The 16,322-nt window shown below is 38.3% G+C and carries 13 protein-coding genes, 1 riboswitch and 1 other annotated feature; of the genes, 8 read left to right on the top strand and 5 right to left on the bottom strand.

Annotation, left to right across the window (positions count from 1 at the left end):
- Positions 1 to 50: 50 nt before the first annotated feature.
- Positions 51 to 1,214, bottom strand: a complete 1,164-nt coding sequence (locus ACIQXI_RS15860) for an FtsW/RodA/SpoVE family cell cycle protein (RefSeq protein ID WP_402926761.1) — start codon at positions 1,212 to 1,214, stop codon at positions 51 to 53.
- Between the two features lie 186 nt (positions 1,215 to 1,400).
- Here ACIQXI_RS15860 and ACIQXI_RS15855 point away from each other — a divergent pair, with 186 nt between their 5' ends.
- From ACIQXI_RS15855 to ACIQXI_RS15845, 3 genes are all read left to right on the top strand, one after another.
- The gene (locus ACIQXI_RS15855) at positions 1,401 to 3,074 is read left to right on the top strand and encodes a methyl-accepting chemotaxis protein (protein ID WP_402926760.1); all 1,674 of its coding nucleotides are present in this window, start codon (positions 1,401 to 1,403) and stop codon (positions 3,072 to 3,074) included.
- A gap of 304 nt (positions 3,075 to 3,378) precedes the next feature.
- Positions 3,379 to 4,332, top strand: coding sequence for an L-threonine 3-dehydrogenase (locus ACIQXI_RS15850; RefSeq protein ID WP_402926757.1), 954 nt, complete (start codon positions 3,379 to 3,381; stop codon positions 4,330 to 4,332).
- Between the two features lie 412 nt (positions 4,333 to 4,744).
- Positions 4,745 to 6,370: a long-chain fatty acid--CoA ligase gene (locus ACIQXI_RS15845; protein WP_402926756.1), complete on the top strand. Its 1,626-nt coding sequence runs from the start codon at positions 4,745 to 4,747 to the stop codon at positions 6,368 to 6,370.
- Between the two features lie 167 nt (positions 6,371 to 6,537).
- Here ACIQXI_RS15845 and trpB read toward each other — a convergent pair whose 3' ends face one another.
- Both trpB and ACIQXI_RS15835 read right to left on the bottom strand, forming a co-directional pair.
- The gene (gene trpB, locus ACIQXI_RS15840) at positions 6,538 to 7,701 is read right to left on the bottom strand and encodes a tryptophan synthase subunit beta (RefSeq protein ID WP_402926754.1); all 1,164 of its coding nucleotides are present in this window, start codon (positions 7,699 to 7,701) and stop codon (positions 6,538 to 6,540) included.
- A 59-nt stretch (positions 7,702 to 7,760) separates the two neighbouring features.
- Positions 7,761 to 7,958, bottom strand: a binding site (T-box leader).
- Between the two features lie 88 nt (positions 7,959 to 8,046).
- A complete protein-coding gene (locus ACIQXI_RS15835; protein WP_402926750.1) occupies positions 8,047 to 8,529 on the bottom strand; it encodes a QueT transporter family protein in 483 nt (160 codons plus the stop codon).
- Positions 8,530 to 8,535: 6 nt separating this feature from the next.
- Positions 8,536 to 8,580: riboswitch (PreQ1 riboswitch) on the bottom strand.
- Positions 8,581 to 8,830: 250 nt separating this feature from the next.
- Between ACIQXI_RS15835 and ACIQXI_RS15830 the strand changes: the two genes are divergently transcribed.
- From ACIQXI_RS15830 to ACIQXI_RS15815, 4 genes are all read left to right on the top strand, one after another.
- Complete coding sequence (locus ACIQXI_RS15830) at positions 8,831 to 9,346, top strand: hypothetical protein (RefSeq protein ID WP_402926747.1); 516 nt, start codon at positions 8,831 to 8,833, stop codon at positions 9,344 to 9,346.
- Between the two features lie 686 nt (positions 9,347 to 10,032).
- Positions 10,033 to 11,055 (top strand): ABC transporter substrate-binding protein, encoded by a 1,023-nt coding sequence (locus tag ACIQXI_RS15825; protein ID WP_402926744.1) that lies wholly within the window; start codon positions 10,033 to 10,035, stop codon positions 11,053 to 11,055.
- Positions 11,056 to 11,254: 199 nt separating this feature from the next.
- On the top strand, positions 11,255 to 12,283 hold the full coding sequence (locus ACIQXI_RS15820) for an ABC transporter permease (protein ID WP_402926742.1): 1,029 nt from the start codon (positions 11,255 to 11,257) through the stop codon (positions 12,281 to 12,283).
- Complete coding sequence (locus ACIQXI_RS15815) at positions 12,276 to 13,070, top strand: ABC transporter ATP-binding protein (RefSeq protein WP_402926740.1); 795 nt, start codon at positions 12,276 to 12,278, stop codon at positions 13,068 to 13,070. The genes ACIQXI_RS15820 and ACIQXI_RS15815 overlap by 8 nt, the downstream gene beginning before the upstream one ends.
- 160 nt (positions 13,071 to 13,230) lie before the next feature.
- On the opposite strand, the gene ilvA is transcribed toward ACIQXI_RS15815, so the two are convergent.
- Complete coding sequence (gene ilvA / locus ACIQXI_RS15810; protein WP_402926737.1) at positions 13,231 to 14,493, bottom strand: threonine ammonia-lyase IlvA; 1,263 nt, start codon at positions 14,491 to 14,493, stop codon at positions 13,231 to 13,233.
- Positions 14,494 to 14,779: 286 nt separating this feature from the next.
- Here ilvA and ACIQXI_RS15805 point away from each other — a divergent pair, with 286 nt between their 5' ends.
- The gene (locus tag ACIQXI_RS15805) at positions 14,780 to 15,526 is read left to right on the top strand and encodes a TerC family protein (protein WP_402926735.1); all 747 of its coding nucleotides are present in this window, start codon (positions 14,780 to 14,782) and stop codon (positions 15,524 to 15,526) included.
- Positions 15,527 to 15,628: 102 nt separating this feature from the next.
- Here the strand turns inward: ACIQXI_RS15805 and bshB2 are convergent, their stop codons facing one another.
- Positions 15,629 to 16,318: a bacillithiol biosynthesis deacetylase BshB2 gene (gene bshB2 / locus ACIQXI_RS15800; RefSeq protein WP_402926732.1), complete on the bottom strand. Its 690-nt coding sequence runs from the start codon at positions 16,316 to 16,318 to the stop codon at positions 15,629 to 15,631.
- Positions 16,319 to 16,322: the final 4 nt, after the last annotated feature.

Raw genomic sequence — 16,322 nt, 5'->3', positions numbered from 1 at the left:
TTAACTTAGCAAGTAGAGAAGGATATGTACTTGTCTCTACTTGCCTTTTGTTAGTCCCCTACTTTAAACATGTAACCTTTATAAGATTGGTAAATAATCATAACAATACCCATTAACATAAAATTTGATAGCAGTGAACTTCCGCCATAGCTTAAAAATGGCAATGTGACACCAGTTACCGGTAAAAGTCCAAGCGTCATACCGATATTTTGGGTTATTTGGAATGCTAATAAACTGGAAATACCTGCGCCCATAAGGGTCATAAAAGGATCTTTAGCTTCTACTGTAATAAGGACTATACGATAAATAACAAAAAATAATAGCGCAATGACAAAAGCCCCGCCAATGAATCCTACTTCTTCGGCAATGGCAGAAAAAATAAAGTCTGTATGTTTTTCTGGGACATAAACATTATTTTGCAAATAGCCTTTCCCAGTAAATTCTCCACTACCAATGGCCATAAAACCTTGTCTCGTTTGAAAAGATGAATCCGTATATTCATAAGGCTGTAACCACCCATAAATGCGAGAAACTTGGTGTCCTGACAGTCTACTTAAAAGTGTTTCAGTAAAAAAATCATTAAATCTTACATAAAGAATAACAACTACACTGACAATGGAAGCGGGGATGACTGTAAAGATGATGAGTAACTTTCTTTGAATGCCCGAAAAGAAAATCATCGGCAAAATCATCGCCATATATAGCATCACCATGCCAGTATCAGGTTGTTTATAAACAGCGAGTGTTGGTGGGACCGTGATTAGCGCAATCGTCAATAGCAGGCGCATATCTGAAAAAAAGGATGGTCGCTCATATTTGGCTTGGTGGGCAACGATGACTTTACTAATAACAATTAAAAATGCAAATTTCAAAAACTCTGAAGGTTGAAATGATCCTAAAAGTGGCACTTGATACCACGATTTGGCTTCATTTATCGTGCGCGCAATGCTTTCTGGCGCAAAAAATAAACCAAATGTGAGAGCTACCATAAACCAATAAAAAGGCCAGCCAATCTTTTTTAACTGTTCAATATCTAGCGTTGCGACGACGTACATGATGAAAAAGCCCAGACTGTAATAGATAAATTGCTTTATAATGAATAAATTAGAATATTGAGAAAAAACAATACTGCTAGAGTGTACGAAGAGACAGCTAATTGTACCTAGCAACAGTAGGCTAATGGTTAAACTACTATCAATCCTTTTTAATAGCAACAGTTATACCCCCTTTTATATTTATGGTAAAACTAGCTATTAATAGGGGACGATAGGAAATATGGGAGGTTCCTGAAAAGCTGAAAATTAAAATTTGCTCTATTTTATAAAATTTTACAAAAATATAATACTAGCTTTATATCTCCATACTATGATTAATGGGAAGCGTTGGAGAAGGAGCCGAAGATGATGCATTTTTTTCGTTATATTAAGGTAAAGGATAAACTACTTGTCCTGATGATTGTATGTATACTATCAAATATTTTGCTCGGTATTTTTAGTGTAGATTATTTACGAAAAATGTCATGGCGTGCTAGTGAAAGTTATGCCGAGGGCCTTGTACCGATTCGTTGGCTAAATCAACTAGAAGAAGCGCAACGACAGTTGGATTTGTTAGTGGATGCAGGCGGCGATTATCAAGACATCATTGTTATTTTAAAAAATATTGAACAACCTTTAGGGCATTTGGAAAAATTAGCGATCGATAAAAAAATGACTCATCAGCTAAAGAAATATAATACGATATTAGCACAGCACAAAGACTTAATTGAAAACTATCAGCAGTTAAAAGCACAAGATCGTCAGCGTTTTTATGAGCTGTCCTACTTACCAGTAAGCCAACAAAGTCATGCAATATTGGAAGAGACTCAGAGCTATTTAGTTCAAAGAGCTGAAGAACAGCAACAAGCTTACCAAAAGGATGTGCAATTCGGTTATTGGTTATTAGGAAGTGTTTGTACGTTCGTGGTGTTATTAGTTATTTTCATCGGTTTTATAGCAACGAAGGCTGTGAATGTTCCAACGGGTCAACTAAAATCATTATTAAAACGTGCGGAACAGGGAGATTTTACAGCAAACGCGAGCTACGTAGCGCATGATGAGCTCGGAGAAGTTGTGTTGTCATATAATCAGATGGCAACTGAAGTGAAGCAATTACTACATACGGTTACAAATAGTGCACAAGAGGTAGAAGGCATGACGGAAAAGTTACAGCAATCGTCGGAGCATACGTCGACAACGACTGTTAAAATTGCCAAGGACGTAAAAAATATTGCGGAGTTGACTTCCACGTCTACTACAAAATTAGCGTCCAACTCAGCCTCGTTAGAAGAAGTGCTATATGGTGTACAAATTATTTTAGAAAAGGTTCGACTTGTTGAGAGCTTTGCGCAAGACACAGCGAGTGAAGCGGAAAGTGGTACGGAAATTGTACATGCGAATTTAACGCAAATTCAAGCAATCAAGCGAGCAGTAGAAAAATCGAACGCAGCCATTTTTAACTTAGTAGAGAGAGCTGCAACAATTGACCAGATGGTTGAAGTGATCGAAAAAATAACGGCACAAACCAATTTGCTTGCGTTGAATGCGTCCATTGAAGCGGCAAGAGCCGGTGTGCATGGTCAAGGTTTTGCAGTTGTTGCCAATGAGGTGCGGAAGCTAGCTGAACAAACGGTTCATTCGACACAAACGATTACTGCCATTGTGCAAAATATCCACAAGGATTCTCATTATGCCGTACAGATGATGGAAGGCGTGTTAAGTGCGACACAAAAAGGTGTCGATGTAACAACAGACACTGCCACAAGTTTTAATCGAATAGTAGAAAAAGTATCAACTATGCAACCATATATCGTGGAGGTTTCGGCAACGGTCCAAGAAATCGCTGAGCATACGAAGAAGGTAAATGAAGATGCTATGATGTTAACTTCACTTTCCGATACAAATGCTGCTTCAACAAAGCATGTAGCAAAGTTAACAACAGATCAACGCAATGCCCAGCAACAAATTCATGATTATATAAAAGATTTACGAAAAGTTTCAAAAGTATTACAAATAGCTGTTAAACGATTTTCGATTTAATGGAATGAGCCTCTTCACAGTAAGTGTGAAGAAGCTCTTTTTATTTGTAAAAAAATAGATATTTGTATTTATGGAAAGCACAAATGTATTTTTAGTTTTTGTCACAGAACATGAAAGAAGCAAAACATATACTAATTACAAGGGATTGTTTATTCTTTTTTCGGAGGTTGCACATATTGTTGTTGTATTTTGAATATGAACACTTTATAATGAAATGCATCGGAAATGTTATTAAATCAGTGTTTTAGAGTAAAATATTGTTCTTCTCAGAAGTACAATTGTTCATATGTGGAGGTTTGGGGAAATGGAAAAGATTATGGTTACAGGTGCTCTTGGTCAAATCGGCTCTGAGCTAATAGAAAAACTTCGTAGTATTTATGGAGAGGACAATGTCTTAGCTACAGATATACGAAAGCTTGAACATACAAAGGGGCCATTCGAAGTACTGGACGTGACGGATGGACAAAGAATGCATGATTTAGCAAAAGACTTTGGTGCAGATACAATGATGCATTTAGCAGCCTTATTATCTGCGACAGCAGAAAGAAATCCATTACTTGCTTGGAATTTAAATATGGGTGGTCTAATGAATGCATTAGAAGTGTCGCGTGACTTGAAGTTACAATTCTTCACGCCAAGTTCAATCGGTGCATTCGGTCCATCAACACCTAAAGATAATACACCACAAGATACATTACAGCGCCCAACAACAATGTATGGAGTGAACAAAGTAGCGGGTGAGTTATTATGTGATTATTATTTTAATCGTTTTGGTGTCGATACACGTGGGGTTCGCTTTCCAGGCTTAATTTCTTATGTAACGCCTCCGGGTGGTGGTACGACAGACTATGCGGTTGAAATCTTTTATGAAGCGATTGAACAAGGGAAGTATACATCATATATTCAAGAAGGAACGTATATGGATATGATGTATATGCCGGATGCATTGCAAGCGATTGTAGATTTAATGGAAGCTGATAGTAGCAAGTTAATTCACCGCAATGCATTCAATATTACAGCGATGAGTTTTGAGCCATCTCAAATTGCCGCTGAAATTACAAAACATTTGCCGCATTTCCGTATGGATTATAAGGTAGATCCTGTGCGTCAGGCAATTGCGGATAGTTGGCCAAATTCAATTAACGTCGATGCAGCTAAAAATGAGTGGGGCTTTAAAGCTGAATATGACTTAGCGAAAATGACTATCGATATGTTAGAAAAATTAAAAATTAAATTGCAAACAAAAGCAATTTCATAATAAAATGTGCAAAAAGAAGGACAGGTATGTTAGCTGATTATTCGTTTGTGCAATAATGAAAAAATGAGCAACGTACAATAGTTGTTAGTAGCAAAAATGAGTTTCCTGCTCTGTACGTAAAAAGAACAGGCACTCCTAAAGCGAAGAATCATAATTGTATAGCCATTAAAGTGTTAGATTGAGTGCAGTCAATCTAGCACTTTTTCTTTTGTCTAGGTTCTTTTTTGCCATCATGCACAATGGGTATAGCGTAGAAAATAGGAGTATGGAAAAGAAAATTTTTGGAATATATAGCGAAGTAATTCATTTTTTAATATAATCATATTCATAATATTAATAGTATTCTGTTAAAATGAATTTAATATTCTACAAGCGTTTGGGGAAATCACTAGAAAAAGGGGATGGATGTTGGATGATGCAAGCACCGTTAGTGTTAACAAACTTTTTTAAGCGAGCAGAAAGTTATTTTGCAAGAAAGACCATTGTGTCGCGTACAAGCCCACATAAAATTCATCGATTAACATATGGGGAATGGGCCAAAAGAACACGGCGTTTAGCAGATGCGCTTACAAAGTTGGGGATGGAAAAGGGCATGAAGATTGGTTCTTTCGCTTGGAATCAGCATCGCCACTTAGAGGCGTATTTTGCAGTACCGTGCGCTGGTGCTGTATTGCATATGGTCAATATTCGCCTATCAGAAGAACATTTAATTTATATTATTAACCATGCTGAAGATGAGATATTAATGATCGATGTTGATCTTGTCCATATTATTGAAAATATTGCTTCTGAGTTAAAGACAGTGAAACATTATATTATTATGACGGACGAAGAGACGTTGCCGGAGACAACATTACCAAATGTCTTATCTTATGAAGAATTACTGGCTACTGCAGATGAAAACTTTGAATTTCCAGATGATTTGGAAGAGGAGGCACCTGCAGGTATGTGTTATACAAGTGCGACGACAGGCAATCCAAAAGGGGTTGTTTATTCACATCGTGGCTTAGTGCTACACAGTATGATGCTGAGCATGTCTGATTCTATGGGTATTGGTGAGCGCGATGTTGTGATGCCGATTGTGCCAATGTTTCATGCAAATGCTTGGGGGTTACCATTTGCCAGCGTCAATGTCGGTGCAACGCAAGTACTGCCTGGACCACAATTTACTTCTGATTTAATTTTAGATTTAGTGGAGCAAGAAAAAGTGACGTTGACGGCGGGAGTTCCGACAATTTGGCTAGGGGCATTACAGGAGCAGGAGAAACGTGAGCGAGATATAAGTTCGCTACGTGCCATTTGTTGTGGAGGCTCAGCTTCCCCGACACGTCTAATTCGTACTTTTGAAGAGAAATACGGTATTCCTTATATCGTTGTTTATGGGATGACAGAAACGACCCCAATCGTTGCCTTATCGAATTATATGTCGTGGATGGATGAATGGCCGATTGACAAGCGGATTGAAGCGCGTGCGATGCAAGGTATGACGATGGCTGGTATTGAGTCCAGTATTATTAATGATAATGGCGAAGTACCGTGGGACGGTGAGACGATGGGGGAATTACGTTTGCGTGGTCCATGGATTTCACATGAATATTATCGAGATGAGCGTACGAAAGATGCCTATCGAGATGGCTGGCTATTTACAGGGGATATTGCAGTGCGAACAGCAGATGGTTTTATTAAAATTACCGATCGTACAAAAGATTTAATTAAATCTGGTGGGGAGTGGATTTCCTCTGTAGATTTAGAAAATACATTAATGACACACGATGCTATTTTTGAAGCGGCAGTTATTGCGATACCGCATGCCAAATGGCAGGAGAGACCGCTCGCGTGTGTCGTGTTAAAGGAAGGAAAGTCTGCTACTGCTGAGGAATTACTAGCATTTTTAGAAAGCCAATTTGCTAAATGGTGGGTGCCAGACGATATTGTCTTTTTAGATGAAATCCCAAAAACGTCTGTTGGCAAGTTCTTAAAAGCTAAATTACGCGATAATGTGGCGGAAATTTACCCTAAATTAAATACATTTGTGTGATGTGATAAAAGGCATCGAGAATGGATTTTCTCGATGCCTTTAGTATGCAACTATTGATTTCCATGTTAGGCGCTCTTGTTTTGCAGGCGCTGCTTCACCTTCAATCAACTACTAGACAATATAATTTGTTTTCGCAGCTTAGAGCGAAAATCTACCTCTTTTGAACTTTATTTATTTAGCATATGGAAAACTTGTTCAACATCTTTATCACCACGACCAGAAATATTAATGATAATGCTTTCGTCAGGTGAGAGAGTAGATGCTAGTTTTAATGCGTGAGCAACAGCGTGTGAGCTCTCAAGTGCAGGAATAATTCCTTCAACCTTTGAAAGTACTTGGAATGCTTCGAGTACTTCTTCGTTGGACACTGTTATATATTCTGCACGACCAATTGTTTTTAAATAACTATGTTCTGGACCTGCGCCAGGGTAGTCAAGACCGGCTGCAATCGAATACGTTGGCAATGGATTGCCTTGGGCGTCTTGTAATAGTAAGCATTTGAAACCGTGTAATTCACCAGGTGTACCTTCGTTTAAGGTTGCTGCTTTATCAGGTTCGATGCCAATTAAACGAACGTCTTTATCATCAATATATTCGGCAAATGCACCGATGGCATTACTGCCTCCACCGACACAAGCTAGCACAGCAGTTGGAAGCTTACCTTCCTTTTCTAAAATTTGTGCGCGGCTTTCACGGCTAATAACCGATTGAAAATGCTTTACCATAGAAGGGAATGGATGTGGCCCAACAGCAGAGCCTAATAAATAGAAAGTAGTTTCATAGTTTTCTACTAAATCGGCGAATGCTTCGTCTACTGCATCTTTTAGACGACCTTGCCCTTTATCAACTGCAACCACTTTCGCACCAAGTAATTCCATACGGAAAACATTTAATGCTTGACGCTTTGTATCCTCGAGTCCCATGTAGATTGTGCAATCCATGCCAAACATTGCGCAAGCGGTTGCTGTAGCAACACCGTGTTGGCCTGCACCTGTTTCAGCAATAACGCGATTTGCACCCATTCGTTTAGCAAGCAATATTTGACCTAATACATTATTGATTTTATGGGAACCGGTATGATTAAGATCTTCACGCTTTAAATAAATTTTAGCGCCGCCTAATTGCTTCGTTAAGTTTTCAGCAAGGTACAGCGGTGATTGGCGGCCAACATATTCACGGAAATAGTAATCTAGTTCATGATTAAAATCTTCATCATCCTTATATTTTTGGAAATTCTCATCTAAAATATTTAATACATTTTGCAGTTCTTCAGGAACGAAGCTACCTCCAAATTCACCAAAATATCCTTTTTGCTCGACTGTTGTACTCATCTTTTCTCGACTCCTCTATTCTCATTTTCCATAAAAAAAAGCCACTTCGATCCCTCAATAAAAAGGACGAGTAACCGTGGTGCCACCTTTATTCGCAAAATTGCGCGCTCTTACTCCTATAACGGGGAGTGAATCCGACCTCATTTTCCATAAGGCTGCTCCGAAGTCCATTCACAAGTACATACTACTGATTTTCACCATCCATCAGCTCTCTAGAAGTATAATGGCTCGCTACTATTCTTCATCAACGCATTTATTAATGCAAAATTTTAAATTATTTCCAGAATAGTGTCAAGAAGAAGAAAAATAGTTATTAAAAAAAGACGAATCTAGAAGACTCGTCTATTACATCATATTTTTAAAATTTAAACGTTTATTCAGCATATTCATTATTGGTGCACCTACTGCCATGACAACAAATTCACCTGCTGCACATGTCAGCCATGTCCATAAGAATGGTAATTCAAGTGCTAAGTTCAATTCGAAAGCAATGATAAACATTGTGAATGTAAATAAGAATGTATTAATGATTAAACGTGCCCAAATGTTTTTCACAAATTTGCAAATAAGAATTAATAGGCCAAGTGTAATCATTGTCTGCCCAACGCCGAAAACTAAATCGTATGGACCAAGTGGTGAATTGAGATTAGCGATAAATACGCCAATAATAATCCCTACAGCAAAACGGGGATTAAAGGCAACTAAATGATTTAACATTTCCGAAATGCGGAACTGCACTTCTGTAAAGCCAAACGGTGTGATGAGCATTGTAACAGCGATGTAGAGCGCGGCAATAAGCCCGCTGGCTGCTAAAAACTTTACTTTCATATTCATTTCTCCTTAGTTTTTTTTCGTGGGATGGTTACGAACCACGTAAAGCAAATGCAATCATAGCAGTATTCATGAGGGTTTGTAAATAGCTATGTGTAAAATATGTGTAGCCTGAATTTTCGTAGTATTTAAACTTTTGGGGGGTGTAAAAATTTCCGGTTTTTTAAATATAAAGTACTGGTGTACCGACAGAAAAAATGTCGGTTGAAATGTCGGTATTTTTTTCGATAAGCTTAATATGGAGTAGCTCTCACAATTATTTCAGATAACGTATCATCAACTTGCTGGAGGTGTAATAGTGAGGAAAATATCCCTTCTTTTCATTGCAGTATGGATTCTCTTAGTTGGTTGTAGTAATAACGATATGAAAATTTATAAAGGCAGAGATTTAAAGATTGCCGTAATCGGCGCAATTCCTGAAGTTAGAGAAGAAAATATAACATTTAAAAAAATTACTTTGGAGGATTTACAACATAATACCGATAATCTTTCTAACGAAGTAGATGCCATTATGATTATGAAAGAATTTTTACATGAAGCAGATGATGACCAATATGTAGCTGCTTATAGATCGTTAAAAATTCCTATATTTTTTATGCAATCGACTAAAGTACATGTACCATTTGTCAATGAAGGTGTTCGGTATGATGATATTATCGAAGTTGACCCTGCTAATTTCGCTACAGGCTTTCTCGATTTAGGAACGGATGAGAAAGTAAATGAACAAACATGGAGATATAAGCCGGAAAAGAAACAGAATAATCAAGATGTTTATTCGCGAATTTTTGCTACTATTGAATCTGTAAGTAATTAATTCAAATGGCGTAGTGAAGGCAAGACTCCTGCACTTAATGCAAGATGCGGACACCTCGCACGCTAATGGCTTACGGTGTGCCCGCGGAAAGCACTAGCCGAAGTGGACATCAACGAGATGGCTAAAGGAATTTAAATAAAGGTAACTTTCGTTTTTAGCTATTTCACTCTTTTGCAATAGTGAAATAAAGAAGTGAACACTAGTTGATGAAAGCGAAGGTGGTGACTCCTGCGGGAACAGCACACGATGTAAGATGCAACAATAAGCGCGTTAGCGAGGGTTGCGGCTTACGGTGTGCCCGCGGAAAGCACCAACCGTAGCGGACATCAACGATATAGTAAAAAAGCGTTAGATTGACTGCAATCAATTTAACGCTTTTTCTCTTTTGTCCTAAACTTTTTATGGGCTTATAGACTTTTGGATTAGGAAGGAGCCTTTAAATTTCGAAAAATTGCCATACTATTTTTTGTTATATTACAAAAGAATTATACGAACAGAAATGCAGTAGTTTAGCGGTTTAAAGCGACAAATTGTACAAAAAGATAAAATGTTTTGTCAAATTAAGAAGTCAGAACATTCATAATGTTGTTGACGTATAGCAATAATAACGATAATATAGCGATACATTCACACTTTGCTTGAGTGAAGTGTGATAGATAATAGAGTGATAGTCGGGGGGATTATTTGTGAAGCGCAATATGAAAAAGCTTTCGTTCCTATTATTTGGGTTATTATTATTGCTTGCTGCTTGTGGTAGCGGTGGTTCTAGTTCAACGGACTCAAAGGGCGACGAAAAGAATAATGCAAGTGAGAGCGGTAGTGTAGATCAGAAAACATATAAAATAGGAATTTCTCAAATTGTTGAGCATCCATCGTTAAATGCTGCAACAGAAGGCTTTAAAAAAGCGATTGCCGATTCTGGCTTAAAAGTAGATTTTAATCCACAAATCGCACAAGGTGATAACAGTCTAAATACGACAATTGCCAATAATCTAGTAAGTGATGGCGTAGATTTAATATTTGCTAACTCTACTCCTTCTGCACAAGCAGCAGCGACTGCTACTAGCGATATTCCAATTATCTTTACTTCTGTAACGGATGCAGTTGGTGCGCAGTTAATCGAATCAATGGATAAACCAGGGAAAAATGTAACAGGAACAATCGATTTACATCCTGATACGATTTCTAAAACGGTAGCATTATTAAAAGATCTAGGCGCTAAAAACGTCGGTATGGTTTATAACGCGGGTGAGCAAAATTCAGTAGCGCAAGTAACAGAAGTGAAAAAAGTGATGGCTGAACAAGGTCTTGCAGTAAAAGAGGCATCAGCTGCAACTTCTGCGGATGTGAAACTAGCGGCTGAATCATTAATTGGTAAAGTGGATGCGTTCTATATTATTACGGATAATACAGTTGTGTCTGCATTAGAATCTGTTATTGATGTAGCAAATGCAAATAAATTACCACTTATTGTTGGTGAGCTTGATTCTGTGGAACGTGGTGGCTTAGCTGCCTATGGCTTTGAGTACTACGACATCGGCTATGAGGCTGGACAAATGGCTGTCAAAATTTTAAAAGGCGAGGCAACAGCTGCTGAGACACCAGCACAATATCCACAAAAATTAAAATTAGTCGTGAACAAAAAAGTTGCTGATAATTTAGGAATTGAAATTAAAGATTCTTGGGGTGCAGAGCTTTTAGAAAAATAATGGCTAAGTGACGTTATATTTTAAGATGAAGCGGGGGAGAGTTATCCCCGCTTTCTCTTCATTTTAACTAATGTGAGTAGAAGTCTTTCACTAAAGTGGGAGCCGCTCGATAGATGTCACAGGTTTTGAAGGGACTTTTCGATCTGGATATCGCGATGCCTGGGCGAAATGATATGAAAATTTAGGAGATGATTCAACGATGTTTACAGCAATATTTGGCTCAGTGGAGCAAGGAATCATCTATGCAATTATGGCACTCGGTGTGTACTTAACATTCCGTGTGTTAGATTTTCCGGATTTAACGGTTGATGGAAGCTTTGTAACAGGGGCGGCGACGGCAGCAACGATGATTTTGCTTGGTTACCACCCAATCTTAGCGACTTTAGTGGCAATTGTTGCTGGATTTATTGCAGGATGTATGACAGGAATTCTTCACACAAAAGGGAAGATTAATCCGCTATTATCGGGAATTTTAATGATGATTGCCTTGTATTCTATTAATCTGCGCATTATGGGGTTAACTGCAGAAAATACGATAGGTCGTCCGAATATTCCATTGTTAAACTCTGAAACATTGTTTTCAAAGTTTCAAACATTTTGGAGTAATTTAGGTATCGATGATGCATTAAATAACGTATTAAAAAGCATCGGCATTCAGCAAGTACCCAATACTTGGGGTACGTTGATTGTAGTTTTACTCATCACGATTTTAATTAAATTTATTGCGGACTGGTTCTTAAAAACTGAAATCGGGCTAGCTATCCGAGCAACAGGAGATAACAAACGCATGATTCGTAGCTTCTCTGCGAATACAGATACGCTTATTATTCTTGGGCTAGGTCTTTCCAATGCACTTGTCGCATTTTCTGGAGCTTTAATCGCACAATATTCGAAGTTCTCGGATGTTAGTATGGGGATTGGTATGATTGTAATTGGGCTTGCTTCTGTCATTATAGGGGAGGCAATCTTTGGCACAAAAACAATTATGCGCACTACAATAGCTGTTATCGCTGGTGCTATTATTTACCGTATTATTTTAGCGTTAGCATTGCGCGTTGATTTCCTTGATTCAGGAGATATGAAATTAATTACGGCGATTATTGTTATTTTAGCCCTTGTCGTTCCGCAGTTTGTCGAGAAAAGCAAAGAACGCAAGCGTAAAGCAAAGCGCGCAGCAGAACGTACACAAGTAAAACCAGTAGAGCGGGGAGGAAAAGGCCTTGCTTAAATTAGATGGCATTAACAAAATTTTTAATGAAGCAACACCTGATGAAAAAATCGCGCTAGCTGATATTAACTTGCATTTGAAACCAGGTGATTTTGTCACAATTATCGGTAGTAATGGTGCTGGGAAATCCACGATGATGAATATGATATCAGGCGCGTTAACACCTGATTTTGGTTCCGTCATAATTGATGGTAATAATGTAACGAGTTTGCCAGAATATAAACGCTCTCACTTCATTGGTCGAGTGTTCCAAGATCCTATGGCAGGCTCAGCTCCGACTATGACAATTGAAGAAAATGTAGCACTTGCCTATTCAAGAAATAAAAGTAGAGGTTTACGCATTGGCGTCGATAAGAAGCGCCGACAATTTTTTAAGGAATCATTAGAAATGCTTGGCTTAAACTTGGAAAATCGTCTTTCGGCAAAAGTAGGTCTGCTTTCTGGCGGTGAGCGTCAGGCGTTATCTCTTTTAATGGCTACGTTTACGAAGCCATCGATTTTATTGCTTGATGAGCATACAGCGGCACTTGACCCTTCACGCGCTGAGTTGATTACACGCATTACGAAGCATTTAGTTGAGAAGGATCACCTTACAACGTTAATGGTAACGCACAATATGCAACAAGCATTAGATTTAGGCAATCGTCTTATTATGATGGACAAAGGTCAAATCATCTTGGAAGTAGGCGAGGATCGTAAACATGAACTGACAATTCCAGATTTAATGGCTGAATTTGAGCGCATCCGCGGTGAGAAAATGAACTCTGACCGTGCGCTATTAGGGTAATAACGTAAGAGCTGCATAGAATAGAAAAAGTGTTAGATTGATTGCTATCAATCTAACACTTTTTTGCTTTGTAGTAGCTACAACATTATAAGTAGAATTACCTGAGTGTCTGCACCGTTAACTAAATTTTCAGAATTGTTTGAGTGCCTGGCACCGGAACTTACACAAGTAAGCCGAATAGTTGGATGTCGTTATTGACTTCTTTGTAGTTAAAACCAAATTCTTTCATGCGTTTTAGTAAACCTTCGTAATCCTCTCGATTACCAAGTTCAATGCCTACTAAGGCTGGACCACTTTCTTTATTGTTCTTTTTCGTGTATTCAAAAGTAGTAATATCATCGTTTGGTCCTACCACGCTTGTTAGGAATTGGCGAAGAGCGCCTGCACGTTGTGGGAAACTAACGATGAAGTAGTATAGTAAGCCTTCATGAATTAATGATTTCTCTTTAATTTCTTGCATACGACCGATATCATTATTACCACCGCTAATAATCACCACGACAGATTTACCTTTAATTTCTTCTTTATAACTGTCGAGTGCAGCAACTGATAAAGCACCAGCAGGCTCAGCTATAATCGCATGTTTATTGTACAAATCTAATATTGTTGTACAAACTTTTCCTTCGGGAACAAGAACGATATCATCTAAGTAACGGCGACAAACCTCATAAGTGTGATGACCGACACATTTTACGGCAGCACCATCAACAAATTTGTCTATCCAATCAAGTGCCACTGCGCCGCCCTCTGCAAATGCAGCCTTCATACTACCTGCACCAGCTGGCTCGACACCAATGATTTTACTGTTGGGGGATAGGTTTTTCACATAAGCTGAAACACCGGACATTAAGCCACCACCGCCAATACTTCCGAATACATAGTCAATCGGCTCTTCCATGTCATTCATAATTTCAACAGCGACAGTTCCTTGTCCAGCGATGACGTCAAAATCATCAAAAGGATGGATAAAGATTTTCCCTTGTTCTTCGCAGTAGGCCATTGCACTTTCAGCAGCATCATCAAACGTATCTCCTGCTAGCACAATTTCAACGTAATCACGGCCAAACATACGCACTTGGTCAATTTTTTGCTTTGGGGTTGTTTGAGGCATGAAAATGCTTGCTTGAATTTTAAGTTGTGCACAGGCATAAGCAACACCTTGGGCGTGATTCCCAGCACTTGCACAGACAACTCCAGCAATACGAGCCTCTTCCTCAATCTTTTTAATTTTATAATAAGCACCGCGAAGCTTAAACGAGCGAACATGCTGTAAATCTTCACGTTTGAAATAAATATGAGCTCCATATTTCTCCGATAAATAATCGTTTTTCTGTAGTGGCGTATGCACGACTACATCTTTTAAAAAATGATGTGCAATTAAGATATTTTCTACTTGCACTGTTTTAGTGTCAGTAACTTCCATAATATTCATCCTCCGTTTTACGTATAAAACATTCATCTATGATAGCATATTTTTTTCGATTTTTGTTATAAATTTTTAGTAAATTCTAAATTTTCGGTGTCCGATTTTTGAACGTATTTTAGGATGCAGTGTAATTTACCGATTTCGAGAAAAAATGCTTGTTGTTCGAGCATACTCGACTAAAAAAATTTAAATTTTTTTTGGAATGATAGTGACGTGAAATCTTCATAACACTGCGTGGCTAGCATATATTAGATTAGTTTAGGACAAGTAGGGGGCTAAGCAAATGGACATTATACATGGAATCCTATCTACATATATGCAATTTTTCGATTGGGACATGTGGAAAAAAGTATTAGCAGATCCGGTATCGTGGGGATTAATATCATCGCTCATCGTTATTGAAGGATTACTGTCGGCAGATAATGCGCTCGTACTAGCGGTACTTGTCAAACATTTACCAGATAAGCAACGTAAACGGGCATTAATGTACGGAATGCTGGGTGCTTATTTCTTCCGTTTTTTATTTATTGGGATTGGCGTGTATCTAGTAGAATTCTGGTTTATTAAAGTGTTGGGGGCTTTATATTTAGGATGGATTAGTATCGCACATTTTTTACAATTAGGACAAGAAGACAGTGTAAAAGAGGTAAAAAAGTCCGGAATAATGGTACGGCTATTTGGGGTGTTTTGGGCAACCGTAATTTCTGTAGAACTGATGGATATCGCCTTTTCGGTGGATTCCATATTTGCTGCCTTTGCAATATCCGATCAAGTTTGGGTACTGTTAATAGGTGGGATGCTAGGTATTTTAATGATGCGAACAATAGCAGGTATATTTTTAGTCATTATTGAAAAAATACCCGAGCTTGAGGCCACAGCATTTATTATTATTGGTATTATTGCCTTAAAGATGTTAGCGACTGTGTTTGGCATTTATGTTCCTCATTATTTATTTTTTGTTATTTTAGTAATTGCCTTTGTTTTTACAATGATTGTCCATGTAATAAATAAATTAAAAGTAGCTAAATAAAAAGCGGGGACAATATTGGGAAGCAAAGCGAACGCTCCCGCGGACAACTACGGCACAGCAAAAAGTGTTAGATTGATGGCAGTCAATCTAACACTTTTTGTTTTATTTTACATAATGGTCAGGATTAATAATATAAAACTTTTCAACATTGAGCCAGCTCTCGCTCATTGGTTCGCCGTCGTCGATGCGTTTTTCTGTTTCTTGCATCATCCAACCAGTTTGAGAAGCGTGGGCTTGTAAGGCCTTTACTTTATCCATCTTCATTTCACGGATATCTATCTGGATATGTGGCTCACCATTTTTTTCGAGTGTATCATTGGCGAAGGCACAGCCGTAAATTTCAGGTCGAGCTGCTTTCGGCATACGGCGAACAGCCTCTACAACAGCACGTGCTGTTGCTTCGTGGTCAGGATGCACTGCAAAACCAGGAAGGAATGTAATGATTAGTGATGGTTTTAATTCTTCTATTAAACCTTCCATGAGCTTGACCATTTTTTCGTCGTCTTCAAACTCAACAGTTTTATCACGGAAGCCTAACATACGTAAATCTTGAATGCCCATTGCTTCAGCCGCTGCAACAAGTTCTTTGCGACGAATTTCTGGCAACGATTCACGTGTAGCAAAAGGTGGATTTCCTAAATTACGACCCATTTCACCCAATGTTAAACAGGCATATGTAACAGGTGTATTCATCTTTTTCGTATAATAAGCAATCGTTCCGGCAACTGAAAAAGCCTCATCATCAGGGTGAGGGTAAACAATTAAAATATGACGTTGTGGTTGTAAATTCAAATAG

This window comes from Lysinibacillus sp. NPDC097195 (assembly GCF_044762075.1).
Lineage (GTDB): Bacteria > Bacillota > Bacilli > Bacillales_A > Planococcaceae > Lysinibacillus.
The sequence above is the reverse complement of the archived record's forward strand: the minus strand, read 5'-3'. Positions and strand labels throughout refer to the sequence as shown.